Origin of the sequence: Atopobium fossor DSM 15642, from assembly GCF_000483125.1 — a bacterium.
Classification (GTDB): domain Bacteria; phylum Actinomycetota; class Coriobacteriia; order Coriobacteriales; family Atopobiaceae; genus Atopobium; species Atopobium fossor.
The window spans coordinates 580,734-603,569 of the sequence record NZ_KI519553.1 but is presented as its reverse complement, the minus strand read 5'-3'; the positions used below and the strand labels follow the sequence as shown (position 1 = coordinate 603,569).

Here is a 22,836-nt window from a genome sequence, read left to right as displayed (position 1 = left end):
TGGCAAGCACCTCCTAGTTTTGCTTAGACAAAATGTCCCAAATACCCACGGAATTCTCGTGGTCAAATGGGGTAATTTGCACACGTACATCTTCCTCATGAGACGAAGGTACGTTCTTACCAACATAATCCGCTCGAATGGGAAGCTCGCGATGACCACGGTCCACCATTACTGCCAGTTGCACTGTGCTAGGACGGCCTAAATCTACAAGAGCATCAAGTGCTGAACGAACGGTACGCCCGGTATACAACACGTCATCTACCAGGACAATATCAATGTCATCAATACCAAAGGGGATATCCGTTGCATGCAACACAGGTGCGATAGCACGCGTTACGTCATCGCGATAAAAGCTGATATCCAACGATCCCGTTTGAGGACGTACACCTTCAATCTTTTCGATTTGATCGGCTAAACGATCGGCCAAAAAAACGCCTCGGCGCACGATACCCACCAATGCAAGGTGCGATGCACCTTCATTGCGTTCCAAAATTTCATGAGCGATACGGGTGATTGCGCGATTCATGGCAGCCTCGTCCATGAGGATTGCCTTAGGCTGCTGCTCCATATGACCCCCTTCAAAAAAAGATGTCCCTGCCGTCATGCGACACGAGACATCCGAAAAAGGCATATGAATCTTGTAGTGCGCCTTGTGGGTATCTCGTACCACACTTAAAGGTCTGAAAGCACTATAGCACAGAGCGTTATCCTAGCTATGAACTTTTGCGCGTCCACGAAGAATTCTTTTTACAATACCTGTGAAGCCACGTTTTGTTATTACATAGCAAAACGCAAGCAGTTTACGCCTGCCTTGAGAAAGATGCTTGCCATCAAAACAAGCGAGCAAAAGTCTCTTCGTAGGAATCATAAGCTGTGCTTGTTGTATGTGATGACGCTCAAAATTTTGCATAAGTTGCTTTTGTGCTGCTTCCCATACTGTTTCATAGCCTGGATCATCCAAGGATAGCGCGTCAAACAAATAAAATTCCACAAGCCATTCCATTTGATAGCTTGCATAGTTTTTCAAAATGCCTAAACGCTTCCATAAGTCAAAAATTACCTGCTGTATCTTGATATGTTCAAGCAGCATGCCAACCTTATCCTGCAACATTTTGTTGAGAAGAGAGTTCTTATGCACAATGCGATACTCATACAATTTGTCAGAAATCAGCTGTGTTTTACTTGATTGTGGAAACAAGTTAAAGGCAAAAACCTGGTCCTCTCCGTAACGAACGGCTTCATTAAATAAAATATGATGCTTACGCAAAAAATCAGTTTTACAAGCAAGACGCCAAGAAAAAGGTTTTACTGCTTCGGTAAAAAGAAGTTCTGGCTTAAAGGAATGATAGATGATGTCACGTGGTGATAACACGCTTTCTAGCCACGGATACGTCTCGGAATGCGGAAATGCTTCCCCGCCAAATACTAATACATCTGCATGATTGGATTCCAATTCATGCACCATGCGCTCACACGCTTGTGGCTTAAAACAATCATCTGCATCCAAGAAGCATATATAGGGTGATGTAGCAGCCATAATACCCGTATTACGCGCGCTCGATAGCCCACCGTTGGGCTTATCGATAACGGTAAAACGATGATCTTGTGCTGCATATGTTTGTGCAATAGCACGAGAACCATCAGGCGAGCCATCGTTTACGCAAAGTACTTCTATATTGGTATATGTTTGAGCACGTAAGGAATCCAAACACGAAACAAGATATTCTTGTACGTTATATATAGGTACTACAATGCTTAACTTTGCCATATAGCAACTACCCCTTGAGCTTCTTACCTGCTAAGAAAATTAAAAGCTGCAAGCCACCAAGGGCATACACGTGCTTAAGCAAGTTCCATTTACCAGGCTGAGGCTCACCGTTGCGCCAAGCAAAAGAAAAACGCTGAGGGTTAAACAACAATGCATTGAGCTCTGCTGTGCGAACCAACCCCAAGTTATTCTCGTCAAAATTATGTTCATCAAAATCTGCTTGTAATTCCGCACGCATAGTTGGAAAAAATTTTTCGCGCAGATTGGGAGATAAGCGATTGTAATTCCATAAGTAGGTATTGAGCTTCATATGAGCCAATACTTTTTTGAGACGTGACTCAAGCTCAGGATGTTTGGCAAGCCACCTTTGCATTTCCGCATACTCATCGCATACACAAAATACTTTACCAGCAGAATTCACGGACGAGGCCTCGTTATCCTGGCGATACAGCAAAATTTCGTCCGCAATAAAACTCACACATTCTGCTGCAGCAAAAGCCTTAAAACTAAATGAGGCATCTTGATATGACGCACCGGGCGTCTCCAAAAAGCGGATATTGTTCTCTGCTAAAAATGTGCGACTATACAGTGCGCTCCAAATAGAAGGTTTTTGATAAAAGAATTCATGCCCTTCCACCGAGGGGCATAAGGTCCTATTTGCAAGTGTACCCACCACATCAAAAGATTGCGTGCGCTTTTGAGGTTCAGACCAGTACAGCGTAAAGTTTGCCTTTGCAACCTGCGCGTTATGAGCCCGCAAAGTCTGATACAACACTTCAAGTGCCTGGGGCATAAACAAATCATCAGATTCAAGAATGGCAATATAAGCACCACGCGCAGCATCCAAGCCCTGATTCATGGAAGCCCCGTACCCCGAATTAGGTTTATTGATAAGCTTAAATCGAGTATCAATATCTATATAACGCTGAACAATCGCAGCTGACCCATCTGTGGAACCGTCATTGATACAGAGTACTTCAAAAGAATCAAAGGTCTGTGCACGTAGGGAATCTAGACACTCCTCAAGATAGCGCTCTACATTATAGATAGGTACCAGCACCGAAATAAGCGGTGTGGTTTGATCAACATAAGTCATTGCAAGTCCTTTGATTGACTGTTCACATTGTAACAGCAGCCATGCATAGGTTAACTAAGCTTTATGCGTAAGGCCCCATACCACACGCTTCATACTGCTTACCATACCGCGTTTATGCAGGTAAAACATGGCAAGATGGCGTTTTGATACCAGATGAGTATCAGACAAAATATCCGTTACACAGGCTTTTGCAGCACTCGAAAACTTATGAGAACTCATTATTTCTTGTAGAGAAAACCTACTGAGTACCTCTGTACGCCATTGCTCCCAAAAACTCACTTGATTTTGAGCAGGAAGCTTAGATACATCCAATAACAATAGATCGAGACACCACTCAAGGATTTTCTCGTCGCATATGCCCATGAAGCAAGCATTAGTCCAATCCTGAATAATAGCTTGCTCACAGGCAAGATGCTTAGACAGTTTTACCAAACGCGCATCCACACCCGAACCGATGGTATGCGTCATGGACTGATTATTCATGCGATATAAGTAAAGCTGCTCACTCATAAGCACAGTCTTGCTGGAACGCGGATACACTTCAAAGCAAAAATACTGATCCTCACCTAAGGTAAGCTCTGGATGAAAACATATATGTTGTTCTTGCATAAACTTAGCACGCAAAGCAATACGCCAAGCAAAAGGACGAGCTTTTTCCTCAAATAAAAGCTGCTCTATCCCCCGATTACTTTTAGTAATAACCACATCACGAGGATGAAGCTGAGAAGCCAATGAAGGATGCAATGCAGTCTCTGGAAATATCTCAAACCCAAAAACTACAGCAGTGCAATCACTTTGTTCAAACTGTTGATATACATGTTCACAAGCCTGAGGCTTGAGCATATCGTCCGCGTCACACAACATGATAATTTTACCGTGAGCAGCTGCTACTCCTGCATTGCGAGCACATCCAAGACCAGCATTTTTTTGGCTAACTACCACAATGCGACTGTCTTGAGCTGCAGCCTGCTCCAACAGATTTGCTGTATTATCCGTAGAGCCATCATTTACACATATGATTTCGATATTGTGCAATGTTTGGCTTCTCAAAGACTCAAGGCACGCCTCTAAAAAATCTTGTGAGTTATAAGCTGGAACAATAACGGAAACAAGCGGCTGCTCACAATGGCATGTTAAAGAGGAGTCTAATTGAGCTGCGGACATCATCGCGTCTTTCGCTCTTTTACTGCTGCAACAAGTGCTGCAGGTCCACCAAGTTCTAAGGCAAAAGCAACTTTAGACAAAGCTGTTTGTCCATGAAGACGTTCGCGAATAGCAAGATATCCCAAAGGATCGTCTAAAATTTTACGTAAGTTAAGAGCACGCCAATCATCCAAATGAACCCAGTCAATCCTGCCAGCATCATCCATAAGAGAGAATTCCTTGCTCATGAAGCATATGAACTCTTTACGAAATTCAGGGGCAATGCGATCGACATTCCACAAATACGCATTGTACCGCCCAACCAGAGCAGCCATCTGAAAATTCTTCTCAAAAGACTGATTGTTACGATGAGCCAACCAGTGATTAATCTCGTCGTATTCCTGACAAACGGCATATACTTTGCCGCGAGAATGCACGGAAGAACCCTCATTATCTTGACGATAATGAATGATAGGTACATCCAAAAAGACAGTTTTTTGCGAGGCGGCATAAGTCTTAAACGCAAAGGAAGTATCCTGATATGAAGCTCCTGCGGTTTCCAAAAAACGAATGCTTTGATCAAACAGCATTTGGCGACGGTATACCCCATCCCAAATAGCATGTTGCGTTAAAAATGGGCGCAAATCACCACGATAATCTTTAGGACGACCCACTAAATCTGCAGCATAAGGATGCTGAATCTCATCTTTGTTTTCTTGTGACCAATAGTTAGAGTAGGTGCCACAAACAACATCTGCATCATGTGTAAGTGCTGCATCCATAAGTACCCGTAAGGCACCAGGATACATCAGGTCATCAGACTCGAGAAAACCAATATAAGTGCCACGAGCCTTATCGATACCCAGGTTAAGCGTAGCGCCGTAACCAGAATTTTCTTTATTAATAAGACTAACTCGCTCATACGAATGAGCAAATTCTTCCGCAATATCCGCTGAGGAATCTGTAGAGCCATCGTTAAGCAAAATGACTTCAAAATCCTGATAATCCTGTGCCATCAGCGATGTAAGACACTGGCGCAAGTACTTCTCGACATTAAAAATGGGAACCAGAACACTTAAGCTCGGTCTTTCTAAAGAAGTGGTGGGCATATTAGGCTTCCAATCGCTTGTATTGCTCGCAAACGTCGTCGGTAGGTCCAAGCATTCGCTGCCTGCCCTTCTCGATCCAACAAACACGATCGCAAATGCGCTCCACTAAATCAATGCTGTGGCTCACCAACAAAACGGTTACACCCTCAGACTCAACAAGTTCCTTAATGCGTCGCTCGCATTTTTGCTGGAACAAAAAGTCACCAACCGAAAGCGTCTCATCAACAATAAGAATGTCTGGTTCAGTGATGGTTGCAATTGCAAAGGCAATACGAGCCACCATGCCACTAGAATAATTCTTGAGGGGCATATCCATGAAGTTCTGAAGTTCCGCAAACTCAACAATCTCATCAAAATGAGTATCGATAAATTCTTTTTTATAGCCGAGAAGAGCACCGTTAAGATAGATATTTTCTTTAGCAGTAAGTTCCATATCAAAGCCAGCACCTAGCTCAATAAGCGGTGCAATGGTACCCGATACACGACATGTTCCCTTAGAAGCCTCAAGCACACCCGCAATAATCTTGAGCATGGTTGATTTACCAGAACCATTGGTGCCTACTAGGCCAAATGCTTCACCACGTTTAACTTCAAAGGTAATGTGATCCAAAGCACGAAACTCTTTAAAGCTCAATTCACCTTTAGTAAGTGCTAAAAAATACTCTTTAAGGGAATTAAACTGCTCGGAAGCAATATTAAAAATCATAGAGACATCATCTACAGCAATGACCGTCTCTGCATCTGGTGCAGGAAGATCAGGACGCTTAAAACCATCTGGTGCAGACACTGTAATCCAACGAGAAACCGTCATGGTTCCACTTTGAGAGTCATTGATGTCTACAAAAATTTGATAGCGCCCTTCATGTGGTGGTTCAAACGTCCACGACATATCCTGCGTATATTCACCGGTATGATTGTAAACGGAATCCCAATTACCCTCATCCCAACGACCTTCAAATGACCACGTATAATTAAGCCACAGTTCCTTAGGATTAATTCCGGTAATAATGGGTTCTACCAGCGTAGTTTCTTCCGTAAGCATGTTGGTTTTCTCAACATGAAGTTCAGCGGTCCAGCCTTCGGGCTTATGTAATGTGATGTCTGACAAGAGTTACTCCCCTGCTAGATATACAGAATAAACTTATGCTCGTTCTTATGAAATACAATCCAGCCAAGAGCAAGTGCTGCAAAAGCAAAGAGAGCACAGCGAAGCAACAAGGCAGCAGTGGGCATTTGTTGCCACAAAAGCGCATCGCGAATAAGCGTTACATAACAATACATGGGGTTGAAGTTTTCAATAATCTTCATCCACTCAGGAAGTATGTTGTAGGAGTAAAACAATGGTGTTGCATACATCCACGCTGTCATGAACACACTCCACAGGTGGATAACATCACGGAAAAACACAGACAGCGTTGCAAGCAGAAGGGCCAAGCCAATAGAAAAAATTCCCAACAACAAAAGTGCGACGGGAACAAACAGTGCAAAGGGCGTTAAGGGAATGCGGAAAAATAGCATTACGATGGCAATAGCTACCAAAGAAAATGCATAGTTAACCATTGCAAAAAGTACTTTTTGCACAGGAAATACAAACCTATTTACCTTAACTTTTTTTAGTAAAGACGCAGCACCAATAATGGACACCATACCTTGAGAAGTTGAGTCACCCATCAGCTGCCATGCAGTGTTACCCAAAATCAAATACAGAGGGTAATTACCCAGTGTTTTATCTGCATTTGGCATGAATGAAGAAAAAACTGCTGCCATGACAATCATCATGAGTAAAGGGTTTAAAACACTCCACGCAACACCCAAAATACTACGACGATATTTAAGTTTGAAATCCTTGGAAACAAGTTGTTCCAAGATAGAAAGGTCGCGTTTAAAAGGATCGTTCCACGCATCCTTGGCACTCATAATTTGATCTGCATTTACAGGTTGAGAAGTACTCACTATTAAGTTCCCAAATCCTTTCATAACCTGCATAGATAGGTTGTCACCTACGGTATTTATGTTCTTATAAATCCTACCATGAGCAGGCTATCAATGGTGAAATTCCAAACAAACGGCGTAAGACTTTTATATTATTATGTTAAGTTTTGAGTAAGTTTTTTGAGTAAGAAAAAGAGTCCACAAAGAAGCACTTTGCGGACTCATGTGATGTTAATGGCTCCCCGGGCAGGATTCGAACCTGCGACACGCTGATTAACAGTCAGCTGCGCTACCACTGCGCCACCGGGGAATGTTGCGAGCAACGAATACTAAGTATAGCGAACTCGTACTTGTGTGCAAGCATTATTTTAAAAAACTTAGGACTATTCTTCCATGTAGTCTTTAAGCTTGCCCGACCTTGAAGGATGACGCAACTTTGCCAAGGTCTTGGACTCAATTTGACGGATACGCTCACGCGTTACACCAAACTCACGACCCACTTCCTCAAGGGTACGAGGGTGACCGTCTTCTAAACCAAAGCGTAATTTAATAACCTTACGCTCACGATCTGCAAGACCATCAAGAACTTGATCGAGCTGCTCATGCAACATGGAATCAGAAGCTGCATCAGGAGGCGCAACTGCCTGTGCATCCTCGATAAAGTCACCCAATTGAGAATCCTCTTCTTCACCAATTGGGGTCTCCAAAGAGACGGGCTCTTGGCTAATCTTTTGAATCTCACGAACGCGATCTGCTGTCATGCCCATTTCCTCACCAATTTCCTCGGGAGTTGGGTCACGACCTAAATCCTGCAAAAGCTGACGCTGTACACGTACAAGCTTATTGATAGTTTCTACCATATGTACAGGAATACGAATGGTACGAGCTTGATCTGCAATGGCGCGTGTAATGGCCTGACGAATCCACCAGGTAGCATAGGTAGAAAACTTAAAGCCCTTGGTGTAGTCAAACTTCTCTACGGCACGAATAAGACCAAGGTTTCCTTCCTGGATAAGATCCAAGAACAACATGCCTCGACCAACATAACGCTTAGCAATAGAGACAACCAAACGAAGGTTTGCGCTAATCAGAGCCTGCTTAGCCTCAAGGCCCACCTGCTCAACACGGGTAAGACGACGTGTTTGTGCACGCGTAAGCTCAATCTCGCCATTCTCGGCAGCCTCAAGCTTATCGGCAGCTTCACAACCTGCCTCAATCTTCATAGCAAGGTGCACTTCTTCTGCGGCAGTAAGAAGGTCTACCTTACCAATCTCTTTGAGATACATACGAACCGGATCGCCTGTAAGCAATACGGTAGATGCGTCAGACTTACTACGCTTTTTTGCACGTGTAGTAGTACGTTTTTTAGAAGGCTTTGCGCGAGAAGCACTACGAAGCTCCTCATCCGCAATTTTAACCTCATCCAAACCAGGACGCTTATCCTCGTCATCAAGGTCATCATCAAAAACGGGAGCATCATCGTCATCGGTATCGCCCAGCACATCCATCAAAGTACTTGCTGCCTCAGAATCACCAGCAGTAGTTACTTCCACACCATGTGCCCGAACGACATCGTAGAGATCAGAAAGTTCATCATCTTCAATATCAATGTCGCGTAGCGCAACCTGAATATCATCTTCTGTAATGCTTCCACTCTTACCAGAAGCACTTACAAGCTTTTGAGCAACTTGTGCCAGTTCCTCAGAAAGCTTGACGTCGGCTTTTTGCTTTTTAGCGGCCACAAAAGTCCTTTCGACGCACGGATTTTTCTATTCTACCCGTTATTGTCGGGAGATAACAGACTTGAAAGTGTTTTATTAAGCTCATTTACGTGTTGCTGCAGCTGCGTAGCCTCACGGAAAAGCTTTTCTGTTTCTTCATTAATCTCTGCACCACGCAACTTAGAACGAATTTCCCTAATTCTGCGTTTGGTGGAGAATAATTCGACTTGATTAAGCAGGAAGGTAAGTTTGCTACTCTCGCTTCCCTTCCACACTCTGCTCATGCGACCAGCTGATAAGATTTGACCAGCCTCTGGTACCGCTGTTTGTGCAGCAGCAACCACCTGAGTTGCAGCTGTATGAACTGGTGTTGCGAGCATGGCCCATGCAATAGCTTCATGCCGAGAATCTGCCCAGGTAAACGTACCAATCTGCATATCAAATGGACGTACTTTATCGATATTCTCGGCCATATAAGAAAGTAATTCCTGCTCAATATCAATTTGACGACGGTCGTCTACAGATAAAACCGAATTGTCCAAAGCAGAGTGCGTATTGTTTGCAGAAGGTACATCCTGAATAGCAGAGCTGTCATCATAAGGCACATAATCATCTGGCACAAAAGAATACTCAAGATTTTCTTGCTGATAGGTACTAGTGATATGACCCGCAGCAGCTGTTGGAGCAGCATCTTTGGAAACAGTTGTAGCATATGCACTATCCCCAAGCGGTTTAGCCTGTTTTATGCGCTGCATGGTTTGTGTACGATCCATACCCAATGCGTCAGAAAGACGAGCGGCGTAATCATCGAGCAGTAAAGAGTTCTTGAGAGGAGCAAGCACAGACGCTAAATCATCCAATGCACGAACACGCTGGCCTGGCACTGTTAAATCATACTGAGCCAAACGTTTATCAAACACAAAATCTATGAGCTGGCGTGAAGCATCAAGTTGAGTCTGAAGCGCTTCATCACCATGATCTTCCAAGAACTCTGCAGGATCTTGGTTGTTAGGCAGGACCACACAACGAATATCTGACTCTGTTTTATCTACAAATTGAACAGCCCGCTCTGCAGCCTTTTGACCTGCTACATCACCATCAAACATGCAAATAATAGTTTTGGCAAAGCGAGAAAGTGTTTTTACGTGATCGATAGAAAAAGAGGTACCCAATGCAGCTACAGCATTGGAAAAGCCAGCTTCATGCATGGCGATTACATCTGTATAACCCTCACACACAATTGCAATGCCTGTAGATGTAATAGCTTGCTTAGCATAATCAAAGGCAAACATATGTTTACCCTTATGAAATACAGGAGTTTCTCGGGTATTAAGATATTTGGGTTTTGCATCACTCATAACGCGACCGCCAAAACCAATGCAACGACCAAGTTCATCGTGAATAGGAAACATAACTCGGTCGTAGAATACATCCTGTAAGCGACCATTTCGCTCCACTGCAAGGTTAGCTGCCTGCATCTCCGCTTTGCTAAAGCCCTGACGTTGCAGTTGCTGTACCAACGCGCCTCGCCCAGGCGCATAGCCAAGCATCCACTTTTTGCAGACAGCAGAACCAAAACCACGACCAGCAAAATAGCTTCGTGCGGCTTGGAACGCATCTCCTCGTACACGCATAAGTTGTGTATTGTAAAATTCCTGGGCAGCCGTCAGGCACTCGATCAAACGACTACGCTTAGGGCCATTTGTGTGACCAGCACTGCGCTCTTCTTTGAGCTCTATACCTGCTCGATCCGCCAAAAAACGAATAGCATCTGGAAAATCTAGATTTTCTCGCTCACACACATAATCAAAAATATCGCCACCCTTACCACAGCCAAAACAATGCCATAAACCAGTAGAGGGGGTAATTTTAAATGATGGACTTTTTTCTTGATGAAACGGACAGCAGCCCCACAAATCATTACCACGTGGCTTGAGCACAACAGTTTCAGAAACTAAGGCAGCAAAATCCGTGGCATCACGCACGCGTTCCTTATCGCTGTTGTCAATCACTAATAAACCTCCACAGGGGCATTACCAATATTTGTTGCTACCCATTGGATATTCCCTACAACCGTTTTTTCCAACTCCTCAAGCGATGAGAATTTCCTGGATGGTCGTAAATATTCAATGAACGAAACTTCAACTTCTTTGCCGTACAAATTTCCTTCAAAACCCAACAGATGCGCTTCTAAAAAGCCTTGCTGTTCTGCCAAGAAGGTTGGTGGAGCGCCAACGTTTACTGCTGCTGGCCACGCACAATTGTTATAACGTACCATACATGCATACACACCTTGTGCAGGAAAACACCAGTTGCTGTCACAACGAACATTTGCCGTTGGAAAGCCAAATGAACGGCCTTTTCCTCTACCATATTCAACCGTTCCTCTAACAAAATGCCAGCGGCCAAGTAGCTCATTTGCAGTCGCAAGCTTGGCATCCTTAAGCAACGAACGGATACGCGTTGCAGTTACCGTGCCAATTTGAGCTTCTACCAGCGGATGTCCTACTACTGCAAATCCCTTCTCTGCACCAAGGTTTTTGAGCATATCAACCGTGCCTTGCGCCTGAGCTCCAAGCACAAAATCTACGCCTACATGCAAAGACTCCATGTGACCAAAGTCTTCTAATACCGTTGAGCAAAAGTCTTGATAGCTTGTATGCATGAGCTTTGGTGTGAACTTAAGCACTACCACAGCATCCACACCACTTGCTGCTAAAGCGCGCACACGATCTTGTGTTGCAAGCAACATGGTTTGTTGCACATCAGCAACCAACGCAGAAGGATCGGGGTCAAAGGTTACCGCCACGGCTAAGGTATTGTGAGTTCGCGCATATACACAGGCATCATGCACCAGGCTTTGATGACCTGTATGCATACCATCAAAGGCGCCAATTATATATGAACGGGAAACCCCTAAAGTATTCCATGTTTTGTTATAGATGAATACCTGTGCATCTGCGTGACGCTCTGTAAGAAGAAGTTCTGGACCATCAAGCACAAACGACTGTCGCGCAAGCCTCGTAAGTGTTGGGGCATCTAATGGATATTGTTGCATGAACCACGCACCCCATCAATACCATCAGGAAAGTTAGCAACACACACAAGCTTTTTACCTATACGCTCCCACACACCAACAAGCTTTCCGATGTATAACAAACTTGCACGCTGATGGTCTGCCGTAAGCAGTTGTTGCAAGTCTGAACCCAACCAAAGCTTACGACCACACCGAACATCTTCCATCTCTGCATCAGAAAGCTCACGCACGGGATGCCCAAGTGCGCAAATAGGATCAATCCAGCTTTTCTGTAGCACTGTTTTGCGCTCTTCTTCCGGTAGATCTTGCAAAGCTTGGATTTGCTCAAGTGCAGTACAAGCATCTATAGAAATGCTACCGCTTTGTGTACGGCATAAACCACAAATATGTGCAACGGTACCAAGCTTAAGACCTAGATCACGAGCAATACTTCGAATATAGGTTCCCTTAGAAGCATGGATATCCACATCCCAAATCAAAGGATCAGTTGAACTCACACTTACCAAGGAAGCTTCATGAATAGTAATATGGCGAGGCGGAAGTTCAACTGTATTACCCTTGCGCGCTAAATCATATGCACGCTTACCATTGATGGAAATAGCTGAATATACAGGGGGAACTTGCTCCTGCTCTCCCACAAGCGAGCTAAGAGCTTGCTGAGCAAAACTTTTGTCAAAAAGCTGCTGCGGAATTGATGCAGTAGCAACAATATCACCCGTAGCGTCATCGGTAGTCGTTTGTGTACCAAAACAGATACGTGCCCGATAACGCTTACTTTCTGCCGTGAGCATACCCATAAGGCGGGTACCCTGACCAATGCCCACAACCAACACGCCACAAGCCTCAGGATCAAGCGTTCCCGCATGACCAATACGACGTTCATGCAAAGCACGACGCAGTTTGCCAACTACGTCGTGACTTGTCATACCCAAGGGTTTATCGATGGCTAAAAGTGCATGTAAACCTGATGAAGAACGTTTCACCTAAGCGAACCTCTACTCATCCTCAAACAAAGTCTGGAGCATAGGAAGTGCCTGCGCCAAAACCTCTTCTATCGTACCGTTAAAAGTAAAACCAGCTGCTGCACGATGACCACCACCACCGAGTTTGCTTGCAACCTGCGAAACATCCAAATCGGATTTAGAACGTAAGTTACCTCGTACGGTATTGCTATCCACTTGCTTTATAAACAGCGCGAGCTGCGTGCCTGCTACACTACGAACAATATCGATAAGACCTTCGCCTTCCTCAAGTAAGGCACCTGTAGCAGCAAAATCTTGTTGTGTCGCATAGCTGTACGCAATACGCCCATTATCATATGTTTTAATACGACCCATAACCAAAGATGCCAGATGCAAATACTCAAGTCTGAAACTCTGATAAACATTCAGAGAAATAACTGCAGGATCCGCACCCGCATCCACCAGTAAGCTTGCAATTTCAAATGCCTCAGAATCTGCATTTTGATACTGGAAACTCCCCGTATCCGTCACAATAGCCGTCAGCAAACAGGTAGCAATATCAGGGGTAAGGACAAGATTGCGATTAAGAGCCATCTCTGCGATTAAGACACCAGTTGCAGCTACCTCGGGTCGAGACAAACACACATCACCTAAGGATTCTTGACTCGGATGATGATCAATAGTTACACGCTTAAAAGCCCGCTCATAAATTTCCTGCGCATGATTAAGACGCGAAGGGTGTGGCAGGTCAATCATAAAAAACAAATCTGGAGTACCCGTATATTGACTAGGAAAAACAAAACGCTCTGATTGCGGCAAGAACTTATAAATCGATGGAATAGGCTTATCATCAGCCAGCAGATTTACAACCTCTTTACCAGGCCACATGCGCTCAATAAGCATAGCCAAGCCCAAACCAGACCCCAATGCATCACCATCAGGGTTGGTATGGGCGCAAATCACGATGGTTTGCGCTGTATCGATAAGTTCGGCAATAGCGTCAATCTTTTTTGGCTGTGCGGAAAAAGATTCGCTGTAGTGAGGTGCCACTACGCATCTCCTTCATCAACAGACGTATTGGCATCATCCACAATAGGATAGCCCTCCTCGTCCTTCTCAACAGATAATGTAGGAGGTACCTGTTCCAAAGCACGCGCAATACGGTCCGCCTCATCCGTTGTGTTATCGATAGTAAACGCAAGCTCCGGTGTAACACGCCAGCCCAAACTCCGACCGAGCAAAGAACGAATACGTCCCTTTGCGCGATTGAAGGCCATAAGCGTCCTCTCATAGGAATCGGGTTCACATGTAACGTATACACGCATGAATGAACGATCAACCGAGACCTCTACGCCCGTGATGGTTACGAGCGTGAGGTCAGGGTCAGAAATCTCGAACATCAGAATACTTGCAAGCTTTTCACGCGCAATCTCATTTGTGTGCCTTGAGCTCTGATTCTGCTTCATAGCTGCTCCTTAACGGTGCGACCGTACTACTCGGTACGGGCAACCTGGACAATCTTGTAACCCTCGATAAGATCGCCTGGGTGAATATCCTGGTAGTTCTCAAGACCAATACCGCATTCGAAGCCAGATTTAACACTCTTAACGTCGTCCTTGAAACGACGCAGGGAAGCAATCTTACCATCAAAGACAACAATACCGTCGCGCACCAAACGTACCTGGTCTTCGCGCGCAATCTCACCTTCAATAATCATGCAACCTGCAGCAATACCAACCTTAGGAACCTTAAACGTATCACGGACCTCGGCGGTACCCGTCTGAACTTCCTGCTCGGTAGGTTTGAGCATACCAATACGTGCCGCATCAATATCCTCAATTGCTTTATAAATGACGCTGTAGGAACGAATCTCAACACCCTGGCGCTCGGCAGCGGTACGCGCCTTTGCTTCAGGACGAACACCAAAGCCAATAATAATGGCGTTAGATGCATCTGCTAGAACAACATCAGTTTCGGTAATAGCACCCACAGCAGAGTGAATGGTATTAATGCGAACCTCAGATTGATCCATCTTATCCAAAGAGTCTTGAAGTGCCTCAATGGAACCCTGAACGTCGGCCTTAATAATGAGGTTGAGTTCCTTGACCTCAGCATCTGCCATAGTATCAAAGAGGTTCTCCAGCGTAACATGCTTGACGCGATTTTGCTCTTCGATGCGAGCTTTAAGAGCACGTTGATCTGCCAAATCACGTGCATCACGCTCATCGGGGAATACGCGGAACTCGTCACCTGCCATAGGTACACTTTGTAGACCTAAAATCTCTACTGCATCAGAAGGACCAGCTTCTACAACCGTATTGCCCTTAGAGTCTACCATGGCACGAACACGACCGAAGGACATGCCTGCAACCAAAGCATCGCCAACACGCAGCATACCACGGGTAACAAGAACAGTGGCAACAGAACCACGACCGCGATCCAGTTTAGCTTCAAGAACATTACCAGAAGCAAAGGTGGAAGGATTGCCCTTAAGCTCCAAAACATCAGCCTCAAGCAATACCGACTCAAGCAAATCATCAATGCCAATTTTTTGCTTAGCAGAAATGTCTACAAACATGTTGGAGCCGCCCCACTCCTCAGGAATGACACCATACTCAGTAAGCTCTTGGCGAACACGAGTAGGATCTGCACCGGGCTTATCAACCTTGTTTACAGCAACAATGATGGGTACATCAGCTGCCTTAGCATGATTGATAGACTCGATAGTTTGGGGCATAACACCGTCATCTGCAGCAACAATCAAAATAACAATATCGGTTACACGTGCACCACGAGCACGCATTGCCGTAAAGGTCTCATGACCAGGGGTATCAATAAAGGTAATGGTGCGGTCTTTAATAGTAACCTGCGATGCGCCAATTGCCTGGGTAATACCACCAGCCTCACCAGCAGCAACACCAGTGTGGCGGATAGCATCCAAAAGTGACGTTTTACCATGGTCTACGTGGCCCATTACAGTAACTACAGGAGGCCTGGGCTGTAGATCTTTAGGATCGTCATAGAAGGTAAAGGAATTCTCCTCCTCCTTAGACATAACCTTTACGTCTGCACCCAAGTCATCTGCCACCAGCTCGATAAGCTCATCAGTCATAGACTGAGTCATGGTAAGAGGTGTACCGAGCAAGAACAAACGCTTAATAATATCGTTTGCAGGCACGCCAAGAAGCTCTGCGAGTTCGGCTACCGTAGATCCTTGGGGTACTTTAACAGTATCCAACTGAGACAGATCCTGGTCGTTAGCCAGCGCCTGCTCAATACGCGCCTGCTCCGCAGCCTCTTCTGCTTGCTTCTGGCGACGCTCCTTGCGCTTCTTACGACGACCCGTGGATTCCTTACTCGCTTCTTCAACAGCAGCGCGAGCCTCAGCTAATACATGATCGCGGTTGTATTCTTCTGCCTCACGAGCCATGCGCGTGTAGCGATCTTCCTCTTGCTCATGATGCGCTTTGCGACTGCGACTACGCTTTGAGTTACTAGACTCTGCTTCGGCCTGAGCCTGTGCTGCAGCCACATCTTCAGAAGTGTTTTCTGTAGGAGCGGCCTTGCGACGATTATTGCGTCGGCCACCTTCCTTCTTTGCAGCCGAACGCTGTTTTTTTGCACTAGACTCTTCGGTTTTCTGTTGTTCCAAAACCTTCTGCTGAGCTGCAATTTGGTCAAGCAGACTTGTCATAGAAGGAACTGCCTTAGGAGCAGTATCCTTTATACGGTTTTTCTCAGCCTCTTCTGCAGCCTTACGCTCGGCCTCTGCTTTCTCGGCAGCAATGCGATCTTTCTCTGCCTGCTCAGCCGCACGACGCTTTTCTTCCTCTGCGCGCTCAGCTGCACGACGTTGTTCTGCAGCTAAACGCTCTGCTTCAGCCTGAGCCTTTGCAGCAGCTTCTTCCTGAGCCTTTGCAGCAGCCTCAGCAGCTTTTGCTGCTTCAATCTCCGCCGCACGTGCTTCCATAATAGGTGCAAGTTTCTTGCGCACCATAGACAAGTACGCATCTTCCAATGAAGACGAAGCCGAAGAAGCAGGAATCTTCATTTCCTTTAGGTGCCCCAACATCTCTTTGCTGGTCATACCATACTCTTTGGCAAGGTCATGTACTCGAATCTTAGCCATGGACTCTACCTCCCTAACATCTTTAAAACCTACAGGGCAAAGCCCGGACTAAATCAGAGAATCTGGATCGTCAGAAACCTCAACATCATCCATCGAAGTCATGCGTTCGTGGACACCACAAAAACGAGAACCAGGACGAGCCATGTTACGACACTGAATACCTGATGGAGAGACATACTCACAGCGATGCTCTTCATCCACCTCATCGAGAAGCTCTTCTGTCTGAGGAGCAACTTGTGCAGGCATACCCGCCAACAGGTTAGCTGCCAAAGATTCATTCTTAATATCAATATGCAAGCCAGTAAGACGAGCAGCCAAACGAGCGTTCTGACCCTCCTTACCAATTGCCAAGGATAGTTGATCATCAGGAACAATAACTGTTGCATAATTTGTTTCTGGATCTACTACAACACGACTGACCTTAGCGGGAGACAAAGCGTTTGCCACACACTTAGTAGGGTCATCACTCCACAAGACAACATCTACACGCTCACCATGCAGCTCACCTACAACGGCGCGAACACGGCTTCCCTTAGGTCCAACGCAGGCGCCCACAGGATCAAGATGCTCATCTGCGGAATACACGGCAATCTTAGAGCGAGCACCTGGCTCACGAGCAATAGAACGAATCTCTACAATTCCTTCGTAAATCTCGGGAACTTCAGCTTCAAAGAGACGGCGAATCAAATCAGGATGCGTACGACTTACCACAATGGAAGGACGTACGTGCTCACCACGAACAGGAGCTGCGGTATTAGATGGATCACGGACATCCACAATAATGGCCTTAAGGCGCTGGTTGTGAACGTAACGCTCACCCGCAGGACGCTCATTGCGCTCTTCAGGATTACGACGAATATCAAAATATGGAAGCTCTGCCTCGACGCCCTCACGAATCTTTACGATAGTGAAATCATTTGTAATCTGCAAAACAGTACAATTGATAATGTCACCAATACGCTCGGAGAACTCCTCATAAATTTGCTGACGAGCAGCGTTGCGAACAATGTTATTAATCTCAATCTTTGCATGCTGAGCAGCAATACGACTGGTATCCTCAGGTGTAACGTCCACCTCATCAAACTCGGTATATAAGCCAGTCTCATCATCCCAAGATTCCTCACGGGGAACAAGCTTATACACGTAAATCTTGCCTGTTGCACGATCAATAGTTACCTTAGCGCCATCAATCAAGTGCATAACATCAGCATAGCTTTTTGCCAAAGACTGCTCCAAGCGATCTAATAGATACAGCTGATCGATATGCTTTTCTTGGCAAAGCGTCATCAATGCTTCCATCATTTCTGATGCCATGATCTCCCCTAACTACTTATTCTTGGTCTTAGACGAAGAAGACTTAAAATCAAAATCGGGCTTAATGGTGCAACGATTAATCTCATCTAATGCAAACTCGTAACGCTCACCATCGCACAACAACACAACCTTCTCGTGCTCCATGCCCACTAGCTCACCTGTAAAACGGCGGCGTCCTTCATGAGCATTAGTGCTAAGTGCTACCGTATTACCAGCAAAGCGTTCAAAATCCTTGGCACGACGCAAAGGACGAGAAAGACCCGGAGAAGAAACCTCAAGGGTAAATGCATCGGGGAATGGATCTATCTGATCGATAAGATCTCCTATCCAACCAGTATGAGCTGCTACCTCATCCAAAGAAATAGACTGTGCTTCTATATCAAGATGATCAATGCGCACGCGAACGGTTGGGTTTTTAGTAGCCCCCACAACCTCAACATCCACAATGTCAATATTGTTTTGTTCTCCTGCTTGCTCCAAAACTTCAATAATTCGTGCAACAACTGCCTCGTTAACCATAGCGCCCTCCTTCCTGCATACATACAAGAAAGAAGCGGGGCCCAACGTGCACCCCACTTCCTTAACAATCAAACTTCATATCAATAGATAAATATACCTATCTACATAGCTTTTATCAAGCTAAGCAGCCAATAGCTGCAATCAACACGAGTCCTACAAGGAAATTGGATTTACTACCTAGCTTACTGTGTAGGATGGCATATCTGCTTGAGGATCATAAAAACTAGTCAGCTTACCGTCTTTGTTAAAATTCAACGTAACATTGTGTGTATCCGTAGAGGTAACGCCTGAATACTCTCCCCCCAAAGACGACCAGTCCCATTGTACGGTAACTGTCACACTCACTTTACCCATATCATCACCCGTAAGGCTATCGATGCTTGTAAGTGTACGGGGTAAGGTACCCAACTTTTGATCTACTCCCCAAGGAAGTGATTTGCCATTTTTAACAAGCGCATAATATACATCTTTATTGGAAGCACTTGCAGCTGAGGTTCCTCCTATGATTACAGAATCATCCACATACTGCTTAATTACGCCGCCGCAGGCATAGCCATCAGATGCAGGACTTCCACTATATACAGCTGTTACAATTTCTTTGGAACTATCTTCGAGTTTCTTAATATAACTTTGTGTAACAGAAATAGTAATAACTGCATCTTTTGCTACCGCGGTGCCAACACCGGGATCTACTGATACCACAACACCCTCTTTTTGATCTGCAGTTACTGCCACATGAACTACCTTAGCTTTAAGTTGTGCCATGGTAAGAGTATTAGTAGCATCCGCTTCTGATTTATTAATGACATCAGGTACCGTCAAGCTCTTGGATACTTCAACCTTGATTTTATTTTTAGAAGAAACTTTATTTCCTGCTGCAATATTTGCAGACAAGACAACGTTTTCTCCTTCATCACTAACAACATCTATAAATTCATAGCTTAGTCCAGCTTCATCCAAAAGCTTTTTTGCCTCATCTTTTGTTTTGCCAACAATATCTGGCATGATACGAGGTTTAGAAATGACAAGCTTAATAGTTGTACCAGGAGCAAGACGAACCGATGCATTTGGACTCATACTCAAAACAAAACCAGGTTCACCGTCGTCAAACTCCTCTGAGGTTGTTACTTTGAAACCTTTTTGCTCCAATGCTATTTGCGCACGTTCCAAACGCCAACCAATCACATTACTAGGAGAAACACCGCCACAGGCCTGTAGGTGCCATAGTAAAAACAAGATAATAATGATGGCCAGTGAAAGAATACCAAAACCAAATGCCTTACTATGACCATCCCACGGATGCTTTTGATGCTCAATAGTAGCTGAGCCACGCAGCAGCCTTTTACGCTCTGCAGCCTGTTTGGCACCCTCTACCACATCAGGATTATCAGAAAGATTTGCTAAACTATGCCCACACTCGGGACAACGAACAGGAAGTATGCCATCTCCAAAGTCATGTGAACAATTTGGACACAGCATACTTCCTCCGTTACATACACATTATGTGATACTCAAACACTTATTTAGTTACGAAGTTTACCAACTTATGTGGTACAACAATTACCTTAACAATCTGCTTGCCATCAAGCAACTGCGCAACTGCTTCTTGAGCCTGCTGTTGCATCTGTTCCTTTGTTGCGCTGGTGGGAACATCAATACGGGCACGAAGCTTACCCATAATTTGTACAACAATCTCTTGAGTTGCAGCAATAGTTTGCGCCTCATCAAACTCGGGCCAAGCCTCATCATACACAGAAGTACTAAATCCAAATGCCTCATGATAGAGCTCTTCTGCCCAGTGAGGACAAATGGGAGCAAGCATAGCCACAATATCGCGTGCGACAAGCGCACATAATGCAGCATCTCGATTCTGAGGTGTATTCTCAGTGTCTACCAGATATTTACTTGCCGCATTTACCAGCTCCATAACGGCAGAAATAGCGGTATTAAACTGCCCTCGATCATAATCATTGGTGCAGCGAATACCTAACTCATGCAAGACACGATTAAGCTCTGCGGATTTTTCATCTAAACCGTTCAACTCTATCTTGGCATCAAAGTTTGCAGACTGAGTGAGACCCCAAACAATGCGCCAGGCGCGCTTGATGAAGCGATTTGCACCTCCAACAGCCTCTTCATCCCAGTCAAAGTCCTTCTCGGGAGGAGCGATAAAGAGAATAGCCAGACGCATGGTATCGGCACCGTATGGATCGATAACACTTGAAGGAGGAACAACATTTCCCTTAGATTTAGACATGGTCTCACCATGAGCATCCTTAACCATGCCTTGCGTAAGCAAGTTTGTAAAGGGTTCATCTACATCAATCAAGTCTAAGTCACGCGCTACTTTGGTCCAGAAGCGAGAATACAATAGGTGCAAAATAGCGTGTTCAATACCACCAATGTAGTTGTCTACTGGCATCCAATGATTGACCTTGTCACGAGCATACGGAAGCATATCATTGTGAGGATCGGTATAACGCATAAAATACCAACTGGAACAAGTAAAAGTGTCCATAGTATCTGTAATGCGTTTGGCAGGTTTACCACATATAGGACAGGTGGTTTGGTAGAATTCTGCATTTTGAGCCAAGGTCTCCCCTGCACCTAAATCTAGATTTTGAGGAAGCAGTACAGGAAGGTCTTTCTCTGGCACTGGGACATCTCCACAATCATCACAATGAATCATGGGAATGGGATTGCCCCAATAACGCTGGCGAGAAATGAGCCAATCACGCAGGCGGAATTGTACCTTTGGACGCCCACAATTGTTATTCTCAAGCCACTTGGTAATAGCATCTACGGCCTCAGAATGCTTGCCACCCTTAAGACCAGTAAAATCACCAGATTGAATAAGATAGCCCTCAGCAGCCATGGCACTTTCCCAGTCTACAGAGGTTACACGCAAATCCTTTTCATCTTTAAGCTGTTCATACAGAGGGTCTTCCTCGGTACAAATAATGGGAGCAATCTCTAGGTTATATTTCTTTGCAAAATCAAAATCACGCTGATCACCGCAGGGGACACCCATAACAGCACCTGTGCCGTAATCGAGCAAGACATAATTAGCAATCCAAATAGGTGCGGGGCGTCCATTAATCGGATTAATGACATAGCGACCAGTAAAGACACCATTTTTTTCCAGATTGGAGCCTTGACGATCTACACTGGAAATTTTATCGGTAGCTGTCTTGAGTTCAAGATAAGCCTCTTCGTACTGTGTGCCAGCAACCAACTGAGCGGCTAACTCACTCTCTGGGGGAAGCACAAGGAAGCTTACGCCAAAGATTGTATCTGCACGAGTAGTAAAAACAGTGATTTTTTGATTGGTAGGCGTTACTCCGTCTATGTCTGCAAGGGTAAAATCAATCTCTGCACCCTCAGAACGACCAATCCAGTTACGTTGCTGCGCTTTAACATTTTCTGGCCAACCATCGAGCTTGTCCAAATCATCCAACAGCTCTTGAGCGTAATCGGTAATCTTGAGATACCACTGAGACAAATTGCGCTTCTCCGGGATAGATCCACAGCGCCAGCACTTACCATCTACAACCTGTTCATTTGCAAGAACAGTCTTGCAGTTAGGACACCAGTTAACCGGGCTTGTAGCACGATAGGCTAGGCCTTTTTCCCACATCTTAATAAACATCCACTGACCCCAACGATAATATTCGGGGTCACAAGTGTTAAACATGCGATCGTAGTCATACGAGAAACCCATGCGATGCATGGTCTCCACAGCCTGGGCAATATTTTGATAAGTCCATTTTGCAGCTTGAGTATTATGCTTAATGGCAGCATTTTCTGCAGGTAAACCAAAGGCATCAAAACCAATGGGATGCAACACATCGTAGCCTCGCATATGTGCCTGACGAGCCATAGCATCACCGATGGAATAATTACGTGCATGTCCCATATGCAGGTCACCTGAGGGATAAGGAAACATCTCGAGCACGTACTTTTTAGGGCGCTCAGACTCATCGGAAGCCTTAAAGGTTTTCTTGGCTTCCCAAACCTTTTGCCATTTAGCTTCAATCTCCTTGGCATCATACCAAGGGATGGCGGAATTGTTCTCATCTATGGTGCTAACGTCTGCCACGTGGACT

Annotated in this window: 18 protein-coding genes and 1 tRNA gene; all 19 read right to left on the bottom strand. The window is 45.1% G+C overall.

Annotation, left to right across the window (positions count from 1 at the left end; all coding sequences use genetic code 11):
• Positions 1-13: 13 nt before the first annotated feature.
• Positions 14-568 (bottom strand): bifunctional pyr operon transcriptional regulator/uracil phosphoribosyltransferase PyrR, encoded by a 555-nt coding sequence (gene pyrR / locus G469_RS0105505; protein ID WP_028264193.1) that lies wholly within the window; start codon positions 566-568, stop codon positions 14-16.
• A 141-nt stretch (positions 569-709) separates the two neighbouring features.
• On the bottom strand, positions 710-1,768 hold the full coding sequence (locus G469_RS0105500; protein ID WP_028264192.1) for a glycosyltransferase family 2 protein: 1,059 nt from the start codon (positions 1,766-1,768) through the stop codon (positions 710-712).
• A gap of 7 nt (positions 1,769-1,775) precedes the next feature.
• Positions 1,776-2,864, bottom strand: coding sequence for a glycosyltransferase family 2 protein (locus G469_RS08935; protein ID WP_051353793.1), 1,089 nt, complete (start codon positions 2,862-2,864; stop codon positions 1,776-1,778).
• Between the two features lie 54 nt (positions 2,865-2,918).
• Entirely contained in the window at positions 2,919-4,028 is a 1,110-nt protein-coding gene (locus tag G469_RS0105490; RefSeq protein ID WP_169726180.1) for a glycosyltransferase family 2 protein, read from the bottom strand.
• Positions 4,028-5,116 (bottom strand): glycosyltransferase family 2 protein, encoded by a 1,089-nt coding sequence (locus G469_RS0105485; protein WP_028264190.1) that lies wholly within the window; start codon positions 5,114-5,116, stop codon positions 4,028-4,030. The genes G469_RS0105490 and G469_RS0105485 overlap by 1 nt, the downstream gene beginning before the upstream one ends.
• Before the next feature lies 1 nt (position 5,117).
• Positions 5,118-6,224 (bottom strand): ABC transporter ATP-binding protein, encoded by a 1,107-nt coding sequence (locus tag G469_RS09200; protein WP_084522315.1) that lies wholly within the window; start codon positions 6,222-6,224, stop codon positions 5,118-5,120.
• A gap of 14 nt (positions 6,225-6,238) precedes the next feature.
• Complete coding sequence (locus G469_RS0105475; RefSeq protein ID WP_028264188.1) at positions 6,239-7,069, bottom strand: ABC transporter permease; 831 nt, start codon at positions 7,067-7,069, stop codon at positions 6,239-6,241.
• Between the two features lie 214 nt (positions 7,070-7,283).
• Positions 7,284-7,358 (bottom strand) — tRNA-Asn (locus G469_RS0105470).
• A 73-nt stretch (positions 7,359-7,431) separates the two neighbouring features.
• A complete protein-coding gene (gene rpoD / locus G469_RS0105465; RefSeq protein ID WP_028264187.1) occupies positions 7,432-8,790 on the bottom strand; it encodes an RNA polymerase sigma factor RpoD in 1,359 nt (452 codons plus the stop codon).
• Between the two features lie 32 nt (positions 8,791-8,822).
• Positions 8,823-10,781, bottom strand: coding sequence for a DNA primase (gene dnaG, locus G469_RS0105460; protein WP_028264186.1), 1,959 nt, complete (start codon positions 10,779-10,781; stop codon positions 8,823-8,825).
• Positions 10,781-11,827, bottom strand: coding sequence for a riboflavin biosynthesis protein RibF (ribF, locus tag G469_RS0105455; protein WP_028264185.1), 1,047 nt, complete (start codon positions 11,825-11,827; stop codon positions 10,781-10,783). Before ribF ends, dnaG begins: the two co-directional genes overlap by 1 nt.
• Entirely contained in the window at positions 11,809-12,789 is a 981-nt protein-coding gene (gene truB, locus G469_RS0105450; protein WP_028264184.1) for a tRNA pseudouridine(55) synthase TruB, read from the bottom strand. Before truB ends, ribF begins: the two co-directional genes overlap by 19 nt.
• Positions 12,790-12,801: 12 nt before the next feature.
• Positions 12,802-13,818 (bottom strand): DHH family phosphoesterase, encoded by a 1,017-nt coding sequence (locus G469_RS0105445; RefSeq protein ID WP_028264183.1) that lies wholly within the window; start codon positions 13,816-13,818, stop codon positions 12,802-12,804.
• Positions 13,818-14,234, bottom strand: coding sequence for a 30S ribosome-binding factor RbfA (gene rbfA / locus G469_RS0105440; RefSeq protein WP_028264182.1), 417 nt, complete (start codon positions 14,232-14,234; stop codon positions 13,818-13,820). The genes G469_RS0105445 and rbfA overlap by 1 nt, the downstream gene beginning before the upstream one ends.
• 26 nt (positions 14,235-14,260) lie before the next feature.
• Positions 14,261-16,897 carry a translation initiation factor IF-2 gene (infB, locus tag G469_RS0105435; RefSeq protein ID WP_028264181.1) on the bottom strand — a complete coding sequence of 879 codons (2,637 nt, stop codon included), beginning with the start codon at positions 16,895-16,897 and terminating at the stop codon, positions 14,261-14,263.
• A 48-nt stretch (positions 16,898-16,945) separates the two neighbouring features.
• Positions 16,946-18,211 (bottom strand): transcription termination factor NusA, encoded by a 1,266-nt coding sequence (nusA, locus tag G469_RS0105430; protein ID WP_028264180.1) that lies wholly within the window; start codon positions 18,209-18,211, stop codon positions 16,946-16,948.
• Positions 18,212-18,223: 12 nt separating this feature from the next.
• The gene (locus G469_RS0105425) at positions 18,224-18,730 is read right to left on the bottom strand and encodes a ribosome maturation factor RimP (RefSeq protein WP_028264179.1); all 507 of its coding nucleotides are present in this window, start codon (positions 18,728-18,730) and stop codon (positions 18,224-18,226) included.
• A gap of 177 nt (positions 18,731-18,907) precedes the next feature.
• Positions 18,908-20,209 (bottom strand): PASTA domain-containing protein, encoded by a 1,302-nt coding sequence (locus G469_RS0105420; protein ID WP_028264178.1) that lies wholly within the window; start codon positions 20,207-20,209, stop codon positions 18,908-18,910.
• A 40-nt stretch (positions 20,210-20,249) separates the two neighbouring features.
• The gene (gene leuS / locus G469_RS0105415; protein ID WP_051353792.1) at positions 20,250-22,829 is read right to left on the bottom strand and encodes a leucine--tRNA ligase; all 2,580 of its coding nucleotides are present in this window, start codon (positions 22,827-22,829) and stop codon (positions 20,250-20,252) included.
• Between the last annotated feature and the right edge of the window lie 7 nt (positions 22,830-22,836).

What these genes read in the sequence shown, in the direction of transcription:
- pyrR (WP_028264193.1), bottom strand. Translation starts at nt 568, where the DNA reads ATGGAGCAGCAGCCTAAGGCAATCCTCATGGACGAGGCTGCCATGAAT.
- G469_RS0105500 (WP_028264192.1), bottom strand. Translation starts at nt 1,768, where the DNA reads ATGGCAAAGTTAAGCATTGTAGTACCTATATATAACGTACAAGAATAT.
- G469_RS08935 (WP_051353793.1), bottom strand. Translation starts at nt 2,864, where the DNA reads ATGACTTATGTTGATCAAACCACACCGCTTATTTCGGTGCTGGTACCT.
- G469_RS0105490 (WP_169726180.1), bottom strand. Translation starts at nt 4,028, where the DNA reads ATGTCCGCAGCTCAATTAGACTCCTCTTTAACATGCCATTGTGAGCAG.
- G469_RS0105485 (WP_028264190.1), bottom strand. Translation starts at nt 5,116, where the DNA reads ATGCCCACCACTTCTTTAGAAAGACCGAGCTTAAGTGTTCTGGTTCCC.
- ribF (WP_028264185.1), bottom strand. Translation starts at nt 11,827, where the DNA reads ATGCAACAATATCCATTAGATGCCCCAACACTTACGAGGCTTGCGCGA.
- rbfA (WP_028264182.1), bottom strand. Translation starts at nt 14,234, where the DNA reads ATGAAGCAGAATCAGAGCTCAAGGCACACAAATGAGATTGCGCGTGAA.
- infB (WP_028264181.1), bottom strand. Translation starts at nt 16,897, where the DNA reads ATGGCTAAGATTCGAGTACATGACCTTGCCAAAGAGTATGGTATGACC.
- nusA (WP_028264180.1), bottom strand. Translation starts at nt 18,211, where the DNA reads ATGGCATCAGAAATGATGGAAGCATTGATGACGCTTTGCCAAGAAAAG.
- G469_RS0105425 (WP_028264179.1), bottom strand. Translation starts at nt 18,730, where the DNA reads ATGGTTAACGAGGCAGTTGTTGCACGAATTATTGAAGTTTTGGAGCAA.
- G469_RS0105420 (WP_028264178.1), bottom strand. Translation starts at nt 20,209, where the DNA reads ATGCTGTGTCCAAATTGTTCACATGACTTTGGAGATGGCATACTTCCT.